This window comes from Aminobacter sp. P4_D5, assembly GCF_056401815.1.
In genome coordinates, this window is the sequence record NZ_JBFUIP010000051.1 from 1 (window position 1) to 13,591 (window position 13,591).

At 62.5% G+C, this 13,591-nt stretch carries 16 protein-coding genes, 1 tRNA gene and 1 pseudogene; 12 read left to right on the forward strand and 6 right to left on the reverse strand.

Annotated elements, in window-relative coordinates:
* The 3 genes and pseudogenes from AC1DWF_RS13450 to AC1DWF_RS13460 all read left to right on the forward strand — a co-directional run.
* A pseudogene (locus AC1DWF_RS13450) lies at positions 1-91 on the forward strand (transcriptional regulator); the annotation flags it as partial.
* 2 nt (positions 92-93) lie between these two features.
* A complete protein-coding gene (locus tag AC1DWF_RS13455) occupies positions 94-561 on the forward strand; it encodes an SRPBCC family protein (protein ID WP_476785691.1) in 468 nt (155 codons plus the stop codon).
* Between the two features lie 39 nt (positions 562-600).
* Positions 601-1,017, forward strand: coding sequence for a GFA family protein (locus AC1DWF_RS13460; RefSeq protein ID WP_476785692.1), 417 nt, complete (start codon positions 601-603; stop codon positions 1,015-1,017).
* 36 nt (positions 1,018-1,053) lie between these two features.
* Here AC1DWF_RS13460 and AC1DWF_RS13465 read toward each other — a convergent pair whose 3' ends face one another.
* Positions 1,054-2,961: a propionyl-CoA synthetase gene (locus tag AC1DWF_RS13465; RefSeq protein ID WP_476841759.1), complete on the reverse strand. Its 1,908-nt coding sequence runs from the start codon at positions 2,959-2,961 to the stop codon at positions 1,054-1,056.
* A gap of 250 nt (positions 2,962-3,211) precedes the next feature.
* Between AC1DWF_RS13465 and AC1DWF_RS13470 the strand changes: the two genes are divergently transcribed.
* From AC1DWF_RS13470 to AC1DWF_RS13490, 5 genes are all read left to right on the forward strand, one after another.
* The gene (locus AC1DWF_RS13470) at positions 3,212-3,382 is read left to right on the forward strand and encodes a hypothetical protein (protein ID WP_476785695.1); all 171 of its coding nucleotides are present in this window, start codon (positions 3,212-3,214) and stop codon (positions 3,380-3,382) included.
* Between the two features lie 268 nt (positions 3,383-3,650).
* Positions 3,651-3,845 carry a hypothetical protein gene (locus tag AC1DWF_RS13475; RefSeq protein ID WP_476785694.1) on the forward strand — a complete coding sequence of 65 codons (195 nt, stop codon included), beginning with the start codon at positions 3,651-3,653 and terminating at the stop codon, positions 3,843-3,845.
* 100 nt (positions 3,846-3,945) lie between these two features.
* Positions 3,946-4,212 carry a hypothetical protein gene (locus AC1DWF_RS13480; protein ID WP_476788358.1) on the forward strand — a complete coding sequence of 89 codons (267 nt, stop codon included), beginning with the start codon at positions 3,946-3,948 and terminating at the stop codon, positions 4,210-4,212.
* Between the two features lie 119 nt (positions 4,213-4,331).
* Positions 4,332-5,048, forward strand: coding sequence for a type 1 glutamine amidotransferase (locus AC1DWF_RS13485; RefSeq protein WP_476785258.1), 717 nt, complete (start codon positions 4,332-4,334; stop codon positions 5,046-5,048).
* A gap of 204 nt (positions 5,049-5,252) precedes the next feature.
* Positions 5,253-5,411 carry a hypothetical protein gene (locus tag AC1DWF_RS13490; protein ID WP_476785259.1) on the forward strand — a complete coding sequence of 53 codons (159 nt, stop codon included), beginning with the start codon at positions 5,253-5,255 and terminating at the stop codon, positions 5,409-5,411.
* 89 nt (positions 5,412-5,500) lie between these two features.
* Here AC1DWF_RS13490 and AC1DWF_RS13495 read toward each other — a convergent pair whose 3' ends face one another.
* Positions 5,501-5,755: a DUF982 domain-containing protein gene (locus tag AC1DWF_RS13495; RefSeq protein ID WP_476785260.1), complete on the reverse strand. Its 255-nt coding sequence runs from the start codon at positions 5,753-5,755 to the stop codon at positions 5,501-5,503.
* A 137-nt stretch (positions 5,756-5,892) separates the two neighbouring features.
* On the opposite strand from AC1DWF_RS13495, the gene AC1DWF_RS13500 reads away from it, so the two are divergent.
* The 3 genes from AC1DWF_RS13500 (at position 5,893) to AC1DWF_RS13510 (ending at position 7,054) form a co-directional block, all read left to right on the forward strand.
* Entirely contained in the window at positions 5,893-6,351 is a 459-nt protein-coding gene (locus AC1DWF_RS13500) for a hypothetical protein (RefSeq protein WP_476785261.1), read from the forward strand.
* Positions 6,352-6,472: 121 nt separating this feature from the next.
* Positions 6,473-6,892 carry a hypothetical protein gene (locus AC1DWF_RS13505; RefSeq protein WP_476785262.1) on the forward strand — a complete coding sequence of 140 codons (420 nt, stop codon included), beginning with the start codon at positions 6,473-6,475 and terminating at the stop codon, positions 6,890-6,892.
* Between the two features lie 88 nt (positions 6,893-6,980).
* Positions 6,981-7,054 (forward strand) — tRNA-Gln (locus AC1DWF_RS13510).
* Between the two features lie 69 nt (positions 7,055-7,123).
* Here the strand turns inward: AC1DWF_RS13510 and AC1DWF_RS13515 are convergent.
* Positions 7,124-8,149: a class I fructose-bisphosphate aldolase gene (locus tag AC1DWF_RS13515; RefSeq protein ID WP_476788359.1), complete on the reverse strand. Its 1,026-nt coding sequence runs from the start codon at positions 8,147-8,149 to the stop codon at positions 7,124-7,126.
* A gap of 342 nt (positions 8,150-8,491) precedes the next feature.
* Here AC1DWF_RS13515 and AC1DWF_RS13520 point away from each other — a divergent pair, with 342 nt between their 5' ends.
* Positions 8,492-8,872 (forward strand): cupin domain-containing protein, encoded by a 381-nt coding sequence (locus AC1DWF_RS13520; RefSeq protein ID WP_476841760.1) that lies wholly within the window; start codon positions 8,492-8,494, stop codon positions 8,870-8,872.
* A gap of 68 nt (positions 8,873-8,940) precedes the next feature.
* On the opposite strand, the gene AC1DWF_RS13525 is transcribed toward AC1DWF_RS13520, so the two are convergent.
* The 3 genes from AC1DWF_RS13525 to gap form a co-directional block, all read right to left on the reverse strand.
* Positions 8,941-10,137: a phosphoglycerate kinase gene (locus AC1DWF_RS13525; RefSeq protein WP_476785265.1), complete on the reverse strand. Its 1,197-nt coding sequence runs from the start codon at positions 10,135-10,137 to the stop codon at positions 8,941-8,943.
* A gap of 270 nt (positions 10,138-10,407) precedes the next feature.
* On the reverse strand, positions 10,408-12,273 hold the full coding sequence (locus AC1DWF_RS13530) for a potassium/proton antiporter (RefSeq protein ID WP_476786778.1): 1,866 nt from the start codon (positions 12,271-12,273) through the stop codon (positions 10,408-10,410).
* 295 nt (positions 12,274-12,568) lie between these two features.
* Positions 12,569-13,579 (reverse strand): type I glyceraldehyde-3-phosphate dehydrogenase, encoded by a 1,011-nt coding sequence (gene gap, locus AC1DWF_RS13535; protein WP_476788360.1) that lies wholly within the window; start codon positions 13,577-13,579, stop codon positions 12,569-12,571.
* Positions 13,580-13,591 lie beyond the last annotated feature (12 nt).

The window sequence follows — 13,591 nt, forward strand, 5'->3', positions numbered from 1 at the left end:
GCACGAGGTCTACGAGCGGTGGGTGCGGAAATTCGAACGTCAGCGGCTCAGCCTGCTGCACGATCTGAAAAAGGAACTCGAAGGAGAATAGCGATGACCCAGGGCAAGACCAGCTTTGTTTACGTGACCTATATTTTCTCGACGCCCGCGAAGGTGTTTGAGGCCATCACGAAACCTGACGTCGCAAGGCGTTACTGGGGGCACGAGAACGTCTCCGACTGGCGTGCTGGCTCGAGTTGGGAACATGTCGAAGCCAATGATGAGCGGGCTGTCAAAATTGTCGGCAAGGTCGTCGAGATCGCGCCACCCCGCAGCCTCGTCATCACCTGGGCAGACCCGTCTGAGGCCGCCGATCCGGCCAGCTACAGCCGGGTGACGTTCGACATCGAGGAATACGACGACACCATGGTCCGGCTGACCGTCACGCATGACGAACTCGAAGCCGGCAGCGGCATGGCGAAGGGCATCAGCAAGGGCTGGCCGATCGTACTGTCCAGCCTGAAATCCTTCCTGGAAACCGGCCGCCCCATCGACCTTTTCGCCAAGCCGAAATCGGCCTGATCCGTTTCTGGGCCGATCAGGACTTGCGGGAGAATGACTATGACCAAACGTTATAGCGGCGGATGTGCCTGTGGGGCGATCCGCTATGAAACGGGCAGCGAACCCATCTTCGAGAACCACTGCCAATGCCGCGATTGCCAGAAACGCAGCGGCACGGGGCATGGATCCTATCTGACCTTCGCTCAGCGCGCCGATGTGACAATTACCGGTGAAGCAAACAGCTGGCGGGTCGCGGGCGACAGCGGCAACGAAAAGATCCACGCCTTCTGCCCGACCTGTGGAACGCCTGTTTACCTGACATTCGTGGCCATGCCGGACGTGATTGCGGTCCACGCGACCAGTCTTGACGAACCTGGCCAGTTCAACCCGCAGGTGGTGACATACGCCGTCCGCGGCCATGCCTGGGATAGGATGGATCCCGCGTTGCAGACATTCGAGAAAATGCCGCCCGGATAGTGGCGCCAGGGGTGGCAGGATGGGTGGGGCCCGAGTTCAGACCCCGATGCCTCTTGCCTTCAGCGCTTCGGTGATTTCGTCGAGGATGGCTGGATCGTCGATGGTGGCCGGCATTTTCCAGTCCTCGCGATCAGCGATCTTCTGCATGGTGCCGCGCAGGATCTTGCCCGAGCGCGTCTTGGGCAGGCGCTTGATGGTGACCACCATCTTGAAGGCGGCGACCGGGCCGATGCGGTCGCGGACGAGGCCCACGACCTCCTTTTCGATCGTGCCGGTGTCGCGGTTGACGCCGGAGTTGAGCACGATGAAGCCGCAAGGGATCTGACCCTTCATCGCGTCGGCAATGCCGATCACGGCGCATTCGGCGACATCTGGATGTTCGGCAACGACCTCTTCCATGCCACCCGTCGACAGGCGGTGGCCGGCGACGTTGATGATGTCGTCGGTGCGGGCCATGATGAAGAGGTAGCCCTCATCGTCGATGTAACCGGCATCAGCCGTCTTGTAGTAGCCGSGGAACTCGGCGAGGTATGCATTGAAGAAGCGTTCGTCGGCGTGCCACAGCGTCGGCAGGCAGCCGGGCGGCAAGGGCAGTTTGATCACGACATTGCCGAGCGTGCCGCGTGGCACTTCATGGCCTGCGTCGTCGAGCACACGCACGTCGTAGCCGGGCATCGGCACGCAGGGCGAGCCGTATTTGACCGGCAACAGCCCAAGCCCGACCGGGTTCTGGCTGATCGGATAGCCTGTTTCAGTCTGCCACCAATGATCGATGACCGGCACATTGAGCTTGTGCTCGGCCCATTTGATGGTTTCGGGATCGGCGCGCTCGCCGGCGAGGAACAGCGTGCGGAATTTCGACAAATCATATTGTGGAACGAAGGTGCCTTGCGGGTCTTCCTTCTTGATGGCGCGGAAAGCGGTGGGCGCGGTGAAGAGTGCCACGACCTCGTGTTCCGAAATGACACGCCAGAATGTGCCAGCATCGGGCGTGCCGACCGGCTTGCCCTCGAACAGGATGGTGGTGGCGCCATGCAGCAGCGGGCCATAAACGATGTAGGAATGGCCGACGACCCAACCGACATCGGACGCCGCCCAAAAGACCTCGCCCGGCTTGACGCCGAATTCGTTTTCCATCGACCATTTGAGCGCGACCATGTGGCCGCCATTGTCACGGACCACGCCCTTGGGCTGGCCGGTGGTGCCTGAGGTGTAGAGCACGTAGAGCGGATCGGTGGCGGCAACGGAGACGCAATCGACCGTGCGCCCGGCGGCCTTGGCGCTGCCTACCGCCTCGGCATAGTCGATGTCGCGACCGGCAACGAGGTCGCAGGTGAGTTGCGGCCGCTGCAGGATCACGCAAGCTTCGGGCTTGTGGGCGGAGAACTCGATGGCGCCGTCGAGCAGCGGCTTGTAGGCGATGACGCGGCCGGGCTCGATGCCGCAGGAAGCCGAGATGATCAGCTTGGGCGTGGCATCGTCGATGCGGGTGGCGAGTTCCTTGGCGGCAAAGCCGCCGAACACCACCGAATGGATGGCCCCCAGGCGGGCGCAGGCCAGCATGGCAAAGGCTGCTTCCGGCACCATCGGCATGTAGATGATGACGCGGTCGCCTTTTTGCACGCCCTGGTCCTGGAGCACGGCGGCCAGCGCATTCACCTCGGCGAGCAGTCCGGCATAGGTGAATTTCTTCTGGGTGCCGGTGATCGGGCTGTCGTGGATCAGCGCTACCTGCTCGGCGCGGCCGGAAGCGACATGGCGGTCGAGCGCGTTGTAGCAGGTGTTGCACTCGGCCCCGGTGAACCACCGGCCATAGACGCCGCCTTCGGCATCGAAAACCTTGTCCCAGGGCTTGAACCAGTCGATCGCCCTTGCCGCCTCGGCCCAGAAGCCCTCGGGATCGCGAACCCAACCGTCATAGACCTCGTGATAGCGAGATGGCATGGCGTTTCCTTCCCAGGATTTGGCCCTTCAGGGCGTCTTTGTTGCCATATCTGTACCCGCCCGGCAGACGGGGCGTCCATTTGACCTTGGTTTAAGGGGCAGCGCATGAGCCCCGATTTGCCTGATATTCCGACGCGGTTTTGCGCACTTCCGCTGTTCACCAGATCACGCGCGACCTTCGGCGGGAATGCCAAGGGCCGGTTGCAACGATAGCAGATTGGCGCTCGCACTTTGACAGGCGCGCGCTAAGTTGATCAAAGACGGCATGTCGAAAGCGCTTTCGCTCGTTATCCTGGCCATCATGGCGATCCAACTGATCAAGCCGCTTGGCTTGCCGGGCCTCAGGCAACGGCGCGATTTCTGGAAGCTGGCGGTTCTGGCGCTGGCGGCGATTTCGGTGACGGCGCTGCTGGGGCATTGATAGGCGGAGCGTGCGTTGATCGCTACCTGCTCGAAAGAGCAGGAGCCCGCCGGGGGAAAACCCCATCCCCACCCCCGGCGAGCCTGTCCCTGATTTGAGACAAACCAGGTTCCGGCAACCGCCGGCAAGCACTTCGATGCATGGAGCGTGCCATGATTTTTGTCTCGAAACGGGACAGGGTCGGCACGTGGCGACAAGCAATGTGCGCCGTCTGCTCGACAGACGCCGCGTGTGGTGGTTTGCTGGCGTCTTAACAGGGGGCTGGTCCATGGCAAGATTGACGAACACGGCGCCGAACCGGGTGTTGGCCGTCGATGCGACGGTGGTGAACGAAGAGCCGCTTCTGGCGCTGCTGAATCTCGAGACCGACGACGGGGCGATCGAGCTTGCCCTCAATCGGACTGTGGCCGAACTGCTTGTCGACCAGCTCCTGACCCTGCTCGGATATGACGAGGAAGACTGAGAAGGGCTGGTTGGGCCAAGCGCTCCCGGTCCACGTGCGTCAACTTGCGCACTTGGCCTGACGTCGCCAATCAGCGCCTTGGTCTGCCCAGGAGGGCGCGATGAACAACACCTATCTGACATACTGGCTGTCCGACACGACATCAGCAATTGGCCTGGTGATAGCAGTCGTCGGCCTTTTTCTTGCCGCGGCCGGCTATTCGCGGGCCAGCAAGGCGCTCGTTGGCGTGCTCGACAATCCTGGCAATCAAGAGCTCAGGCTTCGTGTGGCGAAGGCGTCAAAATGGGCGGGTCTCGGCCTGTGGATCGTATTTTTCGGCGTCGGCATTCAGGCGGTGGCGGCGCTGTTTGGACTGCTCGTCTACTGATCAGGCGTTGACGCCAGGGGCGGCCTCCCCTGCCTCAACTCTTTTATTGCCGTGCCTCATGTCTGGGCGCATCGATTGACTTCAGATGCGGGTAGATCGAGCAGGCATCGAGAGCGCGCATGAAAATCCTTGTCTTCCAGCATCTGAGGGTCGAGCACAGCGGCGTGTTCGGAGAGTTCTGGGGCGAAGCCGGGCATAGCGAACACGTCGTCGAACTGGATGAGGGCGAGGTGATCCCGGCACTCCAGGACTTCGACATGCTGGCGGTGATGGGCGGGCCGATGGATGTCTGGCAGGAAGAGGCCTATCCCTGGCTCAAGCTGGAGAAAGCGGCGATCAGGCATTGGGTGCGCGAACTCAAGCGGCCATATCTCGGCATCTGCCTGGGGCATCAGTTGCTCGCCGATGCGCTGGGCGGCAAGGTTGGCTTGATGAAGCAGCCCGAGGTCGGCCTTGCCACAGTCGAGCTGACGAAAGCCGGGCGCGCCGACCGGTTGTTTGACGGTGTCGATGGGGCAATCAAAACGCTGCAATGGCATGGCGCCGAGGTTTCGGTGCTGCCGCAGGGCGGCGAAATTCTCGCCGGCAACGCCGCCTGCGCCATTCAAGCGATGCGTGTCGGCTCAAACGCCTATGGCTTCCAATATCACATGGAGATCACCGAACGGACGGTCGGCGACTGGGCAAAGATTCCCGAATATGCCGCGAGCCTGAAGCAGGCATTGGGCGCGGAGGAGGCAGGGCGTCTGGCGCAGACGGTCGCGCCCAATCTGCCTGCGTTCCGCAACACCGCCGGCCGCATCAACGACAATTTCTTTGCCGCAATCGGCTGCTAAGGCCAGTCCTGCGCTCACCTTGCCAGGGGCGTGCGCCGACATGGCTTGTTGTGTTCGGCGCCGTATCGCCCTAGAGCCTGTTTCAACCCCGATTGAAGTCGGGACAGGGCTCTAGCTTCTGCATGAGCATGATCTTTTCCGAAAACCGGTTTCCACTTTTCGGGATCATGCTCTACGCAGGCATGAACCAGAAAAGGACACTGCATGGCCAGACCGACAAACTACAATCAGGAACGCAGGGACCGTGACCGGGCCAAGGCGATGAAGAAGGCCGACAAGCTTGCGGCCAAGGCCGAAGCCAAGGAACGCAGCAAACCTGCCGAAGAGGTCGAAGCGACCCCTGAGGCAGAAACCGAACTTTAAGGGAATTTGGGCCCCGACCGGGCGCTCAAGACTATCCCTGAACCCGCGCGTCGAGCCATGAGGAATATTCTTCGGGCCGGCGCGCCGGGTCAGTCCTTGTCGTTGATATAGACATTGACCTCGCGCGCCGCCGCGATGAAGGCGCGTCGTGCGGCCATGACCGGCTTTTCACCCGACATAGCGTCCGAGCATGCCTGAAGGGCTGCGCGATGCTTGGGGCTGCGCTTGCCGGGCCAGCTGTTGAGCAGGAAGGCGGAGGCCTCTTTGGCCGTTCGCAGGATAAGCGGAGTGCCGGCCGGATCGGCCTTCACGGTGATGGGGGTTTCGAACCTGATGTTTTCCATGGCCGCTCATACGCCATACCGGACAGGGAAGCGAGCAGCATAACGCCGCGCTGCCAAGGAGGGGAAGTGGCTTGTGCGGTGGTGGCTCGACAGGCGGCTCAGGCGGTGGTTTTCTGGCGCCGGGCCATGGGGGACGAATGATGAGAACGGCTGGCGTGGCAAAGGCTTCGTTCGGAACCGAAACACTTGGCGCCATGGTCGTGGCGCTGGTCGTCTATGTGTTTGTCTCGATCTTCGTCGTGCTTACGGTGACGATCACCGCTGGTGCCTTCGCTTTCGTGATCGACTGGCTGCTTCGGGGCGATCGACCCAACCTCATTCAGCTCATCGCCGTGGTTTTGGGCGCGGTTTCAGGCATTTGGGCGGCACGGCTGGTCTGCGACCTGGCATTCCCGGCCTATCAGCCGCGTTTTGTCTTCTGGATGTTCGCGGTCGTGCTGACCATGACCACGATCAACAAGATTTCCATGACCTTCACGACGGCTGAGATCATCCTGGGCGCGCAATATCTGGTCGCGCTGGCTGCCGCATTTTACTATTTCTGGCGCGAGCGCTCGCCGATCACAGTCACGACAGGGCTGATACGCTCGGATTGAGGCTGGGGGGCAGGTGCTCGACCTTGTGGCGCGGCATCTTGCGTGACAGAAGGCAGCGCTGGCAGCGACCGAGCCGTCGCCGCTCGGGGAAGCGAGCGCACATCGCCGCAATGGGGGAAGAATGACAATCAAGAAGATACTGCCGGCCTTGCTTGGCTTGCTCATTGCTGGTGCCACGCCGGCATTCGCCGAGGGCGATGTCTACAAAGCCTACAGCACGACCGCCGAGAGCATCACCGGGGACATTTCGATGGATGATTTCTCCATCACATTCGCCAACGGAGAATCGCTGTCGTTCTCGGCCTTGCTCGGTGACCATTTCGTCGTCGACGGAGAGCGGGTGAACGCTTCCGTCTACAGCGTCGCAAACCCGTCCGATCCCGAACTGGAAAACGGCAACAAATTGTGCGGCTCGGGCGACGTTTCTTATCTCGCCAACTGGGCCGGCGGCGAAGGCCTGACGATCGTTGCGGTGTTCACCGGCGACGAACCGCCGGAAAGCAGCGCCGAGATGTGCGCGTCGTATACGTATATGGATTGAGCCCTGACGGGCGCGCCAAATGCGCTCGCCGTTCGACCAGTGCTCGACAAGCGCTGGCTGCGATGATTTGTTGAGCAGACTTAGGTATTCCCGCTTCGTCTAATGGTAGGACACCGCCCTTTGAAGGCGTGAATCGTGGTTCGAGCCCATGAGCGGGAACCAAACTTACCGCCTGTCGAAAAAAAGCCCCGGATCGCTCCGGGGCTTTTCGTTTCAAGCTGAAAGGGAAGCTTACGCGGCCTTCTCCAGCACCTGTTGCCACTGGCCAAGTGCTGCCAGGTGGTTCATGTGGGCGCGGTGGGTGAAGGCGGCCTGGCCGGCGCCGAGGTTTTCGGCCTTGCCCGACCATGCCTTCTGCGGTGCTGCCTGCAGCGCGCGGCCGTAGGAGAAGGTCAGCTTCCACGGATGCGGGCCGATGGCGTTGATGGCGTTGAGGTTGGCGGTTGCCTCCTCGTCTGACTGGCCGCCCGACAGGAAGGCGATGCCCGGAACCGCCGCCGGAACCGTCTCGCGGAACAGCTTGATGGTCTTTTCGGCGATCTCTTCGGCGCTGGCCTTTCTGGCGGCCTTCTTGCCCGAGATGACCATGTTGGGCTTCAGGATCGTGCCTTCGAGCACGACACGGGCAGCGTAGAGTTCGTCATAAAGCTTGACCAGCGTCGCCTTGGTGACGTCGTAGCAGGTGTCGATGTCGTGGGCGCCGTCCATCAGCACTTCGGGCTCGACGATCGGCACGATGCCGGCCTCCTGGCAAAGCGCCGCATAACGCGCGAGCGCATGGGTGTTGGCCGAAAGCGAATAGGCCGAAGGCACGTTCTTGGTGGTGTCGATGTCGATGACGCCGCGCCATTTGGCGAAACGCGCGCCGAGCTTGTAGTACTCGGCCAGGCGTTCGCGCAGGCCGTCGAGGCCTTCGGTGATGGTGTCGCCGGGGAAATTGACGATCGCCTTGGCACCGGCGTCGACCTTGATGCCGGGAATGGCGCCGGCGGCCTTGATGAGGTCGACCAGCGGCGTGCCGTCGGCGGCGGTCTGGCGAATGGTCTCGTCGTAGAGGATGACGCCGGAGATGTACTTGGTCATCGCCTCCTTGGTGCGGAACATCATTTCGCGATAGTCGCGGCGGCTATCGGCCGTCGACTCGACGCCGATGACGTCGAAACGCTTCTTGATGGTGCCGGAGCTTTCATCCGCAGCCAGAATACCCTTGCCACCGGCCACCATGGCGACAGCAATGTCTTCGAGACGTTCGCTCATACAAATACCTCCTGAACAGATGCTCCGGGCGCATAGCAGATGGTTTTCCGGAACGGAATGCCGGGGGCCAGCCTATAACCGATTGAAATTATTTCAATCGTTTTAGCTTCAGGTCAGGCCGGCCTGCAAATGGCCACATCCTCCGCTTCCGGTGCTCACGTACCAAATGTACGCTCCGCTCCGGTTCTCGGATGCAGCCATTTTCGGCTCGGCCTGACCTGAATCTCATCGCGCTGGCGACTCCGAATGGTCTCAGCGGCCCGCTTATCCGTAATATGAGCACATGCTAAAATGCAGGCTGTCTGCGTACATCTACGCACGGGACGAGCATGGGAGGATGCAATGGCCGACGGTGGAATGAACGTCACGAAATTCGAGTTCAAGTCCCACKATAGCCCGGATGAAGTTCGGGCGCCCGACAAGACACGCGTGGAGGTGGTTCGGCTTGCCGGTTTCACCTTGGGCCGGCTCAACATGGAGCCGGGGTGGAGATGGTCCGAGTGCGTGAAGCCTGTCGTCAAGACCGATAGCTGCCAGGTGTCGCATGTCGGCTACGTCGTCTCAGGCGCCCTGACCGTCAGGCTCAATGACGGAACCCAGAAGACGTTGACGAAAGGTGCGTCCTACACAATTCCGCCGGGCCACGACGCCTGGGTCGAAGGTGACGAACGCTTTGTGTGTATCGAAGTGATGAGCGCCGAGCAGTATGCCAAGCCGGCATAGGCGCGCTCCTCGCGACAGGCCAAGGGCACCTCTCCCTCACGGGGTGAGGGAGAGGCAATGCTCGTTGCTCAGGCCTTGAGGACTTCAACGCCGGGCAGGTCCTTGCCTTCCATCCATTCGAGGAAGGCGCCGCCGGCGGTCGAGACATAGGTGAAGTCGTCGGCTACGCCGGCATGGTTGAGGGCCGCGACTGTGTCGCCGCCACCCGCAACGGAGACGAGCTTGCCCGCCTTGGTGCGGGCGGCGGCGTGCTGGGCTGCGGAAACCGTCGCCTTGTCGAAAGGCTCGATCTCGAAGGCGCCGAGCGGGCCGTTCCAGACCAGCGTCGTGGCGCGGTCGATCCAGTCATTGATGGTGGCAACGGTCTTTTCGCCGACGTCGAGGATCATGGCGTCGTCGGGCACGTTTTCGATGGCGACCGTCTCATTGGCGGCGCCTGCCTTGAACTCGCGGGCGATGACGCCGTCGGACGGCAGGATGATGGCGCAGCCAGCACCCGCTGCCTCGATCATGATCTGGCGGGCAGTCTGGGCGAGATCGTGCTCGCACAGCGACTTGCCGACCTTGGTGCCGCGTGCGGCCAGGAAGGTGTTGGCCATGCCGCCGCCGATGACGAGTGCGTCGACGCGCTTGACCAGGTTCATCAGCAGGTCGAGCTTGGTCGAGATCTTGGCGCCGCCAACGATGGCAACGACCGGGCGGACCGGATTGCCGAGACCTTTTTCAAGCGCTTCGAGTTCGGCCTGCATGGTGCGCCCGGCGCAGGCCGGCAGGCGATGGGCAAGGCCCTCGGTCGAGGCATGCGCGCGGTGGGCGGCAGAAAAAGCGTCGTTGACGAAGATATCGCCATTGGCGGCGAGCTGTTCGGTGAAATCAGGGTCGTTTTTCTCTTCGCCCTTGTGGAAGCGGGTATTCTCCAAAAGCAGGATGTCGCCGTCCTTCATGGCGGAGACGGCCGCAGCCGCCTTTTCGCCGATACAGTCGGCGGCAAACGCCACCGGGCGGCCGATGACCTTGGCGGTTGCGATGGCGATCGGCGCCAGCGACAGTGCCGGATCGGGGCCGTCCTTGGGGCGGCCGAAATGGGCGAGCAGGATGACTTTTGCGCCCTTGTCCGAGAGCTCTGTTATTGTCGGGGCGACGCGCTCGATGCGGGTGGCGTCGGAAACCTTGCCGTCGGCCATGGGCACGTTGAGGTCGACGCGGACGAGTACCCGCTTGCCGCTGACGTTACCGATGGTGTCGAGGGTCTTGAAGGCGGCCATGGGGTTTCCCTTTCCTCATTGGGGGCGCGCATTGGACCTGCCAATGCGTAGAGAGATCGCGCGGACCATACCCAGCGTCAGCGCGGATGCAAGGTTTGTGGGGGTGGGGAAAAGGAAAATTGTGGGTCGGGGCATTTGGCCTGGCGGGACGTTGACGCCCTCCCTCCCCCTTGTGGGGAGGGATACAGGGTGGGGGTGTTTGGACCATTGAGCGGCAATTACCCCCACCCCTAACCCCTCCCCACAAGGGGGAGGGGGAAGGCGGCGCGCTCAAGCGTCCTCGGACAGTCTCTCAGACGTGGTTGCCGGTGCTGCGGGTTTGGCCGGTGCCTTGCGGGAACGCCGCGCCCAGAATGCGGACAGACGGTCGCGGATCTCGCCGGCGCTGAGGAAGACCGGCACCGGTGGCGGTGGAGGGGCCGGCTCGATCGACAGGCCAACCGCGACGATGCGTCCCTTTTCATCGACCTCGCGCACGATAAGGTCGATGAGGCCGAGAGAGACGCGGTCGGCATATTCGACGCGGCCGCCCAGGCGCTGCTTGATGAGGTCGCCGATGGTGAGCTTGAGCTCTTCGTCCTTCACCGACGCGCCGTAGATGGCGACAAGCTCGCCGGCGAGGTGGGCCTGGTCGACAGTGAAGGCGCCGAAGAAATCCTCGTCCTCGGCATGGACCTCGGCACGGGAGGCAAACAGCCTGTCGAGCAGGCGCGGATAGCGGTCGGGAACGAAGATGTAGACGTTGTCGCCCGCCTGCAGGCGGCCCATGTCCTGGAAGCGCATCGAGCGGCCGTCGCGCACGACCAGCGAAGGCCTGGCCCATCGCGGGATGCGCTGGCCCTTGGCCACAGGCGAGCCCGGCACGACCTTGTAGGCGAGCAGTTCATGGTGAGCCGAGCCCGGCAATTCGAGTTCGACCTTGTCGAGCGGGCCGAAGCGCTGCGGCACGATCAGGCCGAGACGGCGGGCGAGGGGACCGACGGTCCAGCCCTGGATCACCAGCGAGGTGAGTACGATAATGAAGGCGATGTTGAAGATGGCACGGCCGTTTTCGAGCCCGCCGAGCAGCGGCGTGATGGCGAGCAGGATGGACACCGCGCCGCGCAGGCCGACCCAGGAGATGAAGGCGGTTTCCTGGCGCGGGAACTTGAACGGAATCAGGCACAGCCAGACCGCGATGGGGCGCGCGATGAACATCAGGAACAGGCCAAGCAGCAGCGCCGACACAAGGATCGCTGGAAACTGCGACGGCGTGGCGAACAGGCCAAGCACCAGAAACATGATGATCTGGGCGAGCCAGGACATGCCGTCCTGGAAGCGCTTGAGCGTCGACACGGCGCGGATGTCGGAATTGCCGGCAACCAGGCCGGCGAGATAGACGGCGAGGAAGCCTGAGCCGCCGACGGCGCCGGCCGCGGCGAAGACCAGCAGCGAGAGCGTCAGCACGAAGATCGGCAGCAGGCCGCGGTCGAGGTTGAGGCGCTCGACCAGCTTGACGATCAGGAAGCCGCCGAGCAGGCCGATGGCGGCACCCAGGATCATCTGGACGAAGAAGCCGATGACGAGGTCGACAAGCAGCAGGTCGGCGTCGGGCTTGGCGCCGAGCGCGATGATCTCGACCAGGGTGATGGTCAGGAAGATGGCGATCGGGTCGTTGGTGCCGGACTCGATTTCGAGCGTCGAGCGGACGCGCTCGCGCAGATTGATGTTGCCGGCGCGCAAAAGGAAAAACACGGCAGCAGCGTCAGTGGAGGCGACGGCGGCACCAAGCAGGAAGGATTCGAGCCAGGTGAAGCCGGTGAGATAATAGGCTGCGATGCCGAAGATCACCGTCGTGATGCCAACGCCGATCGTTGCCAGCGTCAAGGCCGGCAGACCGGCCTGCCGCAGGACGCCAACAGGCGTGCCGAAGCCTGAATCGAACAGGATGACGGCGAGCGCTATGGCGCCGACGAAATAGGCGAGGTGGGCGTTGTCGAAGACGATGCCGAGGCCGTCGACGCCGCTGGCGAGGCCGATTCCAAGGAAGAGCAGCAGCAGCGGGGCGCCGAAGCGGAAGGCGATCAGGCTCGAAAACGCCGCGGCCACCACCAAGGCGGTGCCCACCAGCGTGACTAGATATACCGCCTGTTCCATCCCGACCCGTCCGCAAAGCAGTCAGTGCCTGTTCCACTCCGATTGCGTCGGAATGAAGCTCAATAATCTTGCTGGAGCATGATCTTTGCGAAAACCGAATCCCACTGTTCGCTACGCGGACCTTCGGTTCAGGATCATGCTTCTAGCTGCGTCGGTTGAGAGTGCGGCGAAGAAAAGGCCGCATGCAAGCAAGAATGGATTTTTGCCAGCTTGTGCCAAAGATTTTCTTGCGGTGCAGCAAAAACGAAAACGCCCGGCCGAAGCCGGGCGTTGAAGAACGGATGAAGTAGCCCGATCAGGCGATGGTCTTGCCCATGACGACGGCCGTGTCGGCCATGCGGTTGGAGAAGCCCCACTCGTTGTCGTACCAGGACATGACGCGCACCAGGTTGCCGTCGATGACCTTGGTCTGGTCGAGCGCGAAGGTCGACGAGGCCGGGTTGTGGTTGAGGTCGATGGAAACCAGCGGCTCGTTGGTGAAGGCCAGGATGCCCTTGAGCGGGCCGTTGGCGGCCGCAACGAGCACCGCGTTGACCTCTTCGACGGTAACGTTTCTCTTCGACACGAACTTGAAGTCGATGCACGAGACGTTGGGGGTCGGCACGCGGATCGACACGCCGTCSAGCTTGCCCTTSAGYTCCGGCAGCACSAGGCCGACGGCCTTGGCMGCGCCGGTCGAGGTCGGGATCATCGACATTGCTGCTGCACGGGCGCGGTAGAGGTCCTTGTGCATGGTGTCGAGGGTCGGCTGGTCGCCGGTGTAGGCATGGATCGTGGTCATGAAGCCCTTTTCAATGCCGAAGGCATTGTTGAGGACCATGGCGACCGGTGCCAGGCAGTTGGTGGTGCAGGACGCATTCGAAATGACGATGTGGTCCTTGGTGATCTGGTCGTGGTTGACGCCGTAGACCACCGTCAGGTCGGCGCCGTCGGCGGGAGCCGAGACGATGACGCGCTTGGCGCCAGCGGTCAGATGCGCCGAAGCCTTGTCCTTGGAGGTGAAGATGCCGGTGCATTCGAGCGCGATGTCGACGCCGAGTTCCTTCCACGGCAGCTGCGACGGATCCTTGATCGCGGTGACCTTGAACTTGTCGGTGCCGATGTTGATGGAATCGCCTTCGACCCTCACTTCGTGCGGGAAGCGGCCATGCACGCTGTCGTAGCGCAGCAGATGGGCGTTGGTCTCGACCGGGCCGAGATCGTTGACGGCGACGACGTCGATGTCTTTGCGGCCCGACTCATAGATGGCACGCACGATGTTGCGGCCGATGCGGCCGAAACCATTGATGGCAACTCTAACGGTCATGTCTGATCCTCC

Coding starts and splice junctions, on each gene's coding strand:
- AC1DWF_RS13455 (WP_476785691.1), top strand. CDS start 94: ATGACCCAGGGCAAGACCAGCTTTGTTTACGTGACCTATATTTTCTCG.
- AC1DWF_RS13460 (WP_476785692.1), top strand. CDS start 601: ATGACCAAACGTTATAGCGGCGGATGTGCCTGTGGGGCGATCCGCTAT.
- AC1DWF_RS13475 (WP_476785694.1), top strand. CDS start 3,651: ATGGCAAGATTGACGAACACGGCGCCGAACCGGGTGTTGGCCGTCGAT.
- AC1DWF_RS13480 (WP_476788358.1), top strand. CDS start 3,946: ATGAACAACACCTATCTGACATACTGGCTGTCCGACACGACATCAGCA.
- AC1DWF_RS13485 (WP_476785258.1), top strand. CDS start 4,332: ATGAAAATCCTTGTCTTCCAGCATCTGAGGGTCGAGCACAGCGGCGTG.
- AC1DWF_RS13490 (WP_476785259.1), top strand. CDS start 5,253: ATGGCCAGACCGACAAACTACAATCAGGAACGCAGGGACCGTGACCGG.
- AC1DWF_RS13495 (WP_476785260.1), bottom strand. CDS start 5,755: ATGGAAAACATCAGGTTCGAAACCCCCATCACCGTGAAGGCCGATCCG.
- AC1DWF_RS13500 (WP_476785261.1), top strand. CDS start 5,893: ATGATGAGAACGGCTGGCGTGGCAAAGGCTTCGTTCGGAACCGAAACA.
- AC1DWF_RS13505 (WP_476785262.1), top strand. CDS start 6,473: ATGACAATCAAGAAGATACTGCCGGCCTTGCTTGGCTTGCTCATTGCT.
- AC1DWF_RS13515 (WP_476788359.1), bottom strand. CDS start 8,149: ATGAGCGAACGTCTCGAAGACATTGCTGTCGCCATGGTGGCCGGTGGC.
- AC1DWF_RS13525 (WP_476785265.1), bottom strand. CDS start 10,137: ATGGCCGCCTTCAAGACCCTCGACACCATCGGTAACGTCAGCGGCAAG.
- AC1DWF_RS13530 (WP_476786778.1), bottom strand. CDS start 12,273: ATGGAACAGGCGGTATATCTAGTCACGCTGGTGGGCACCGCCTTGGTG.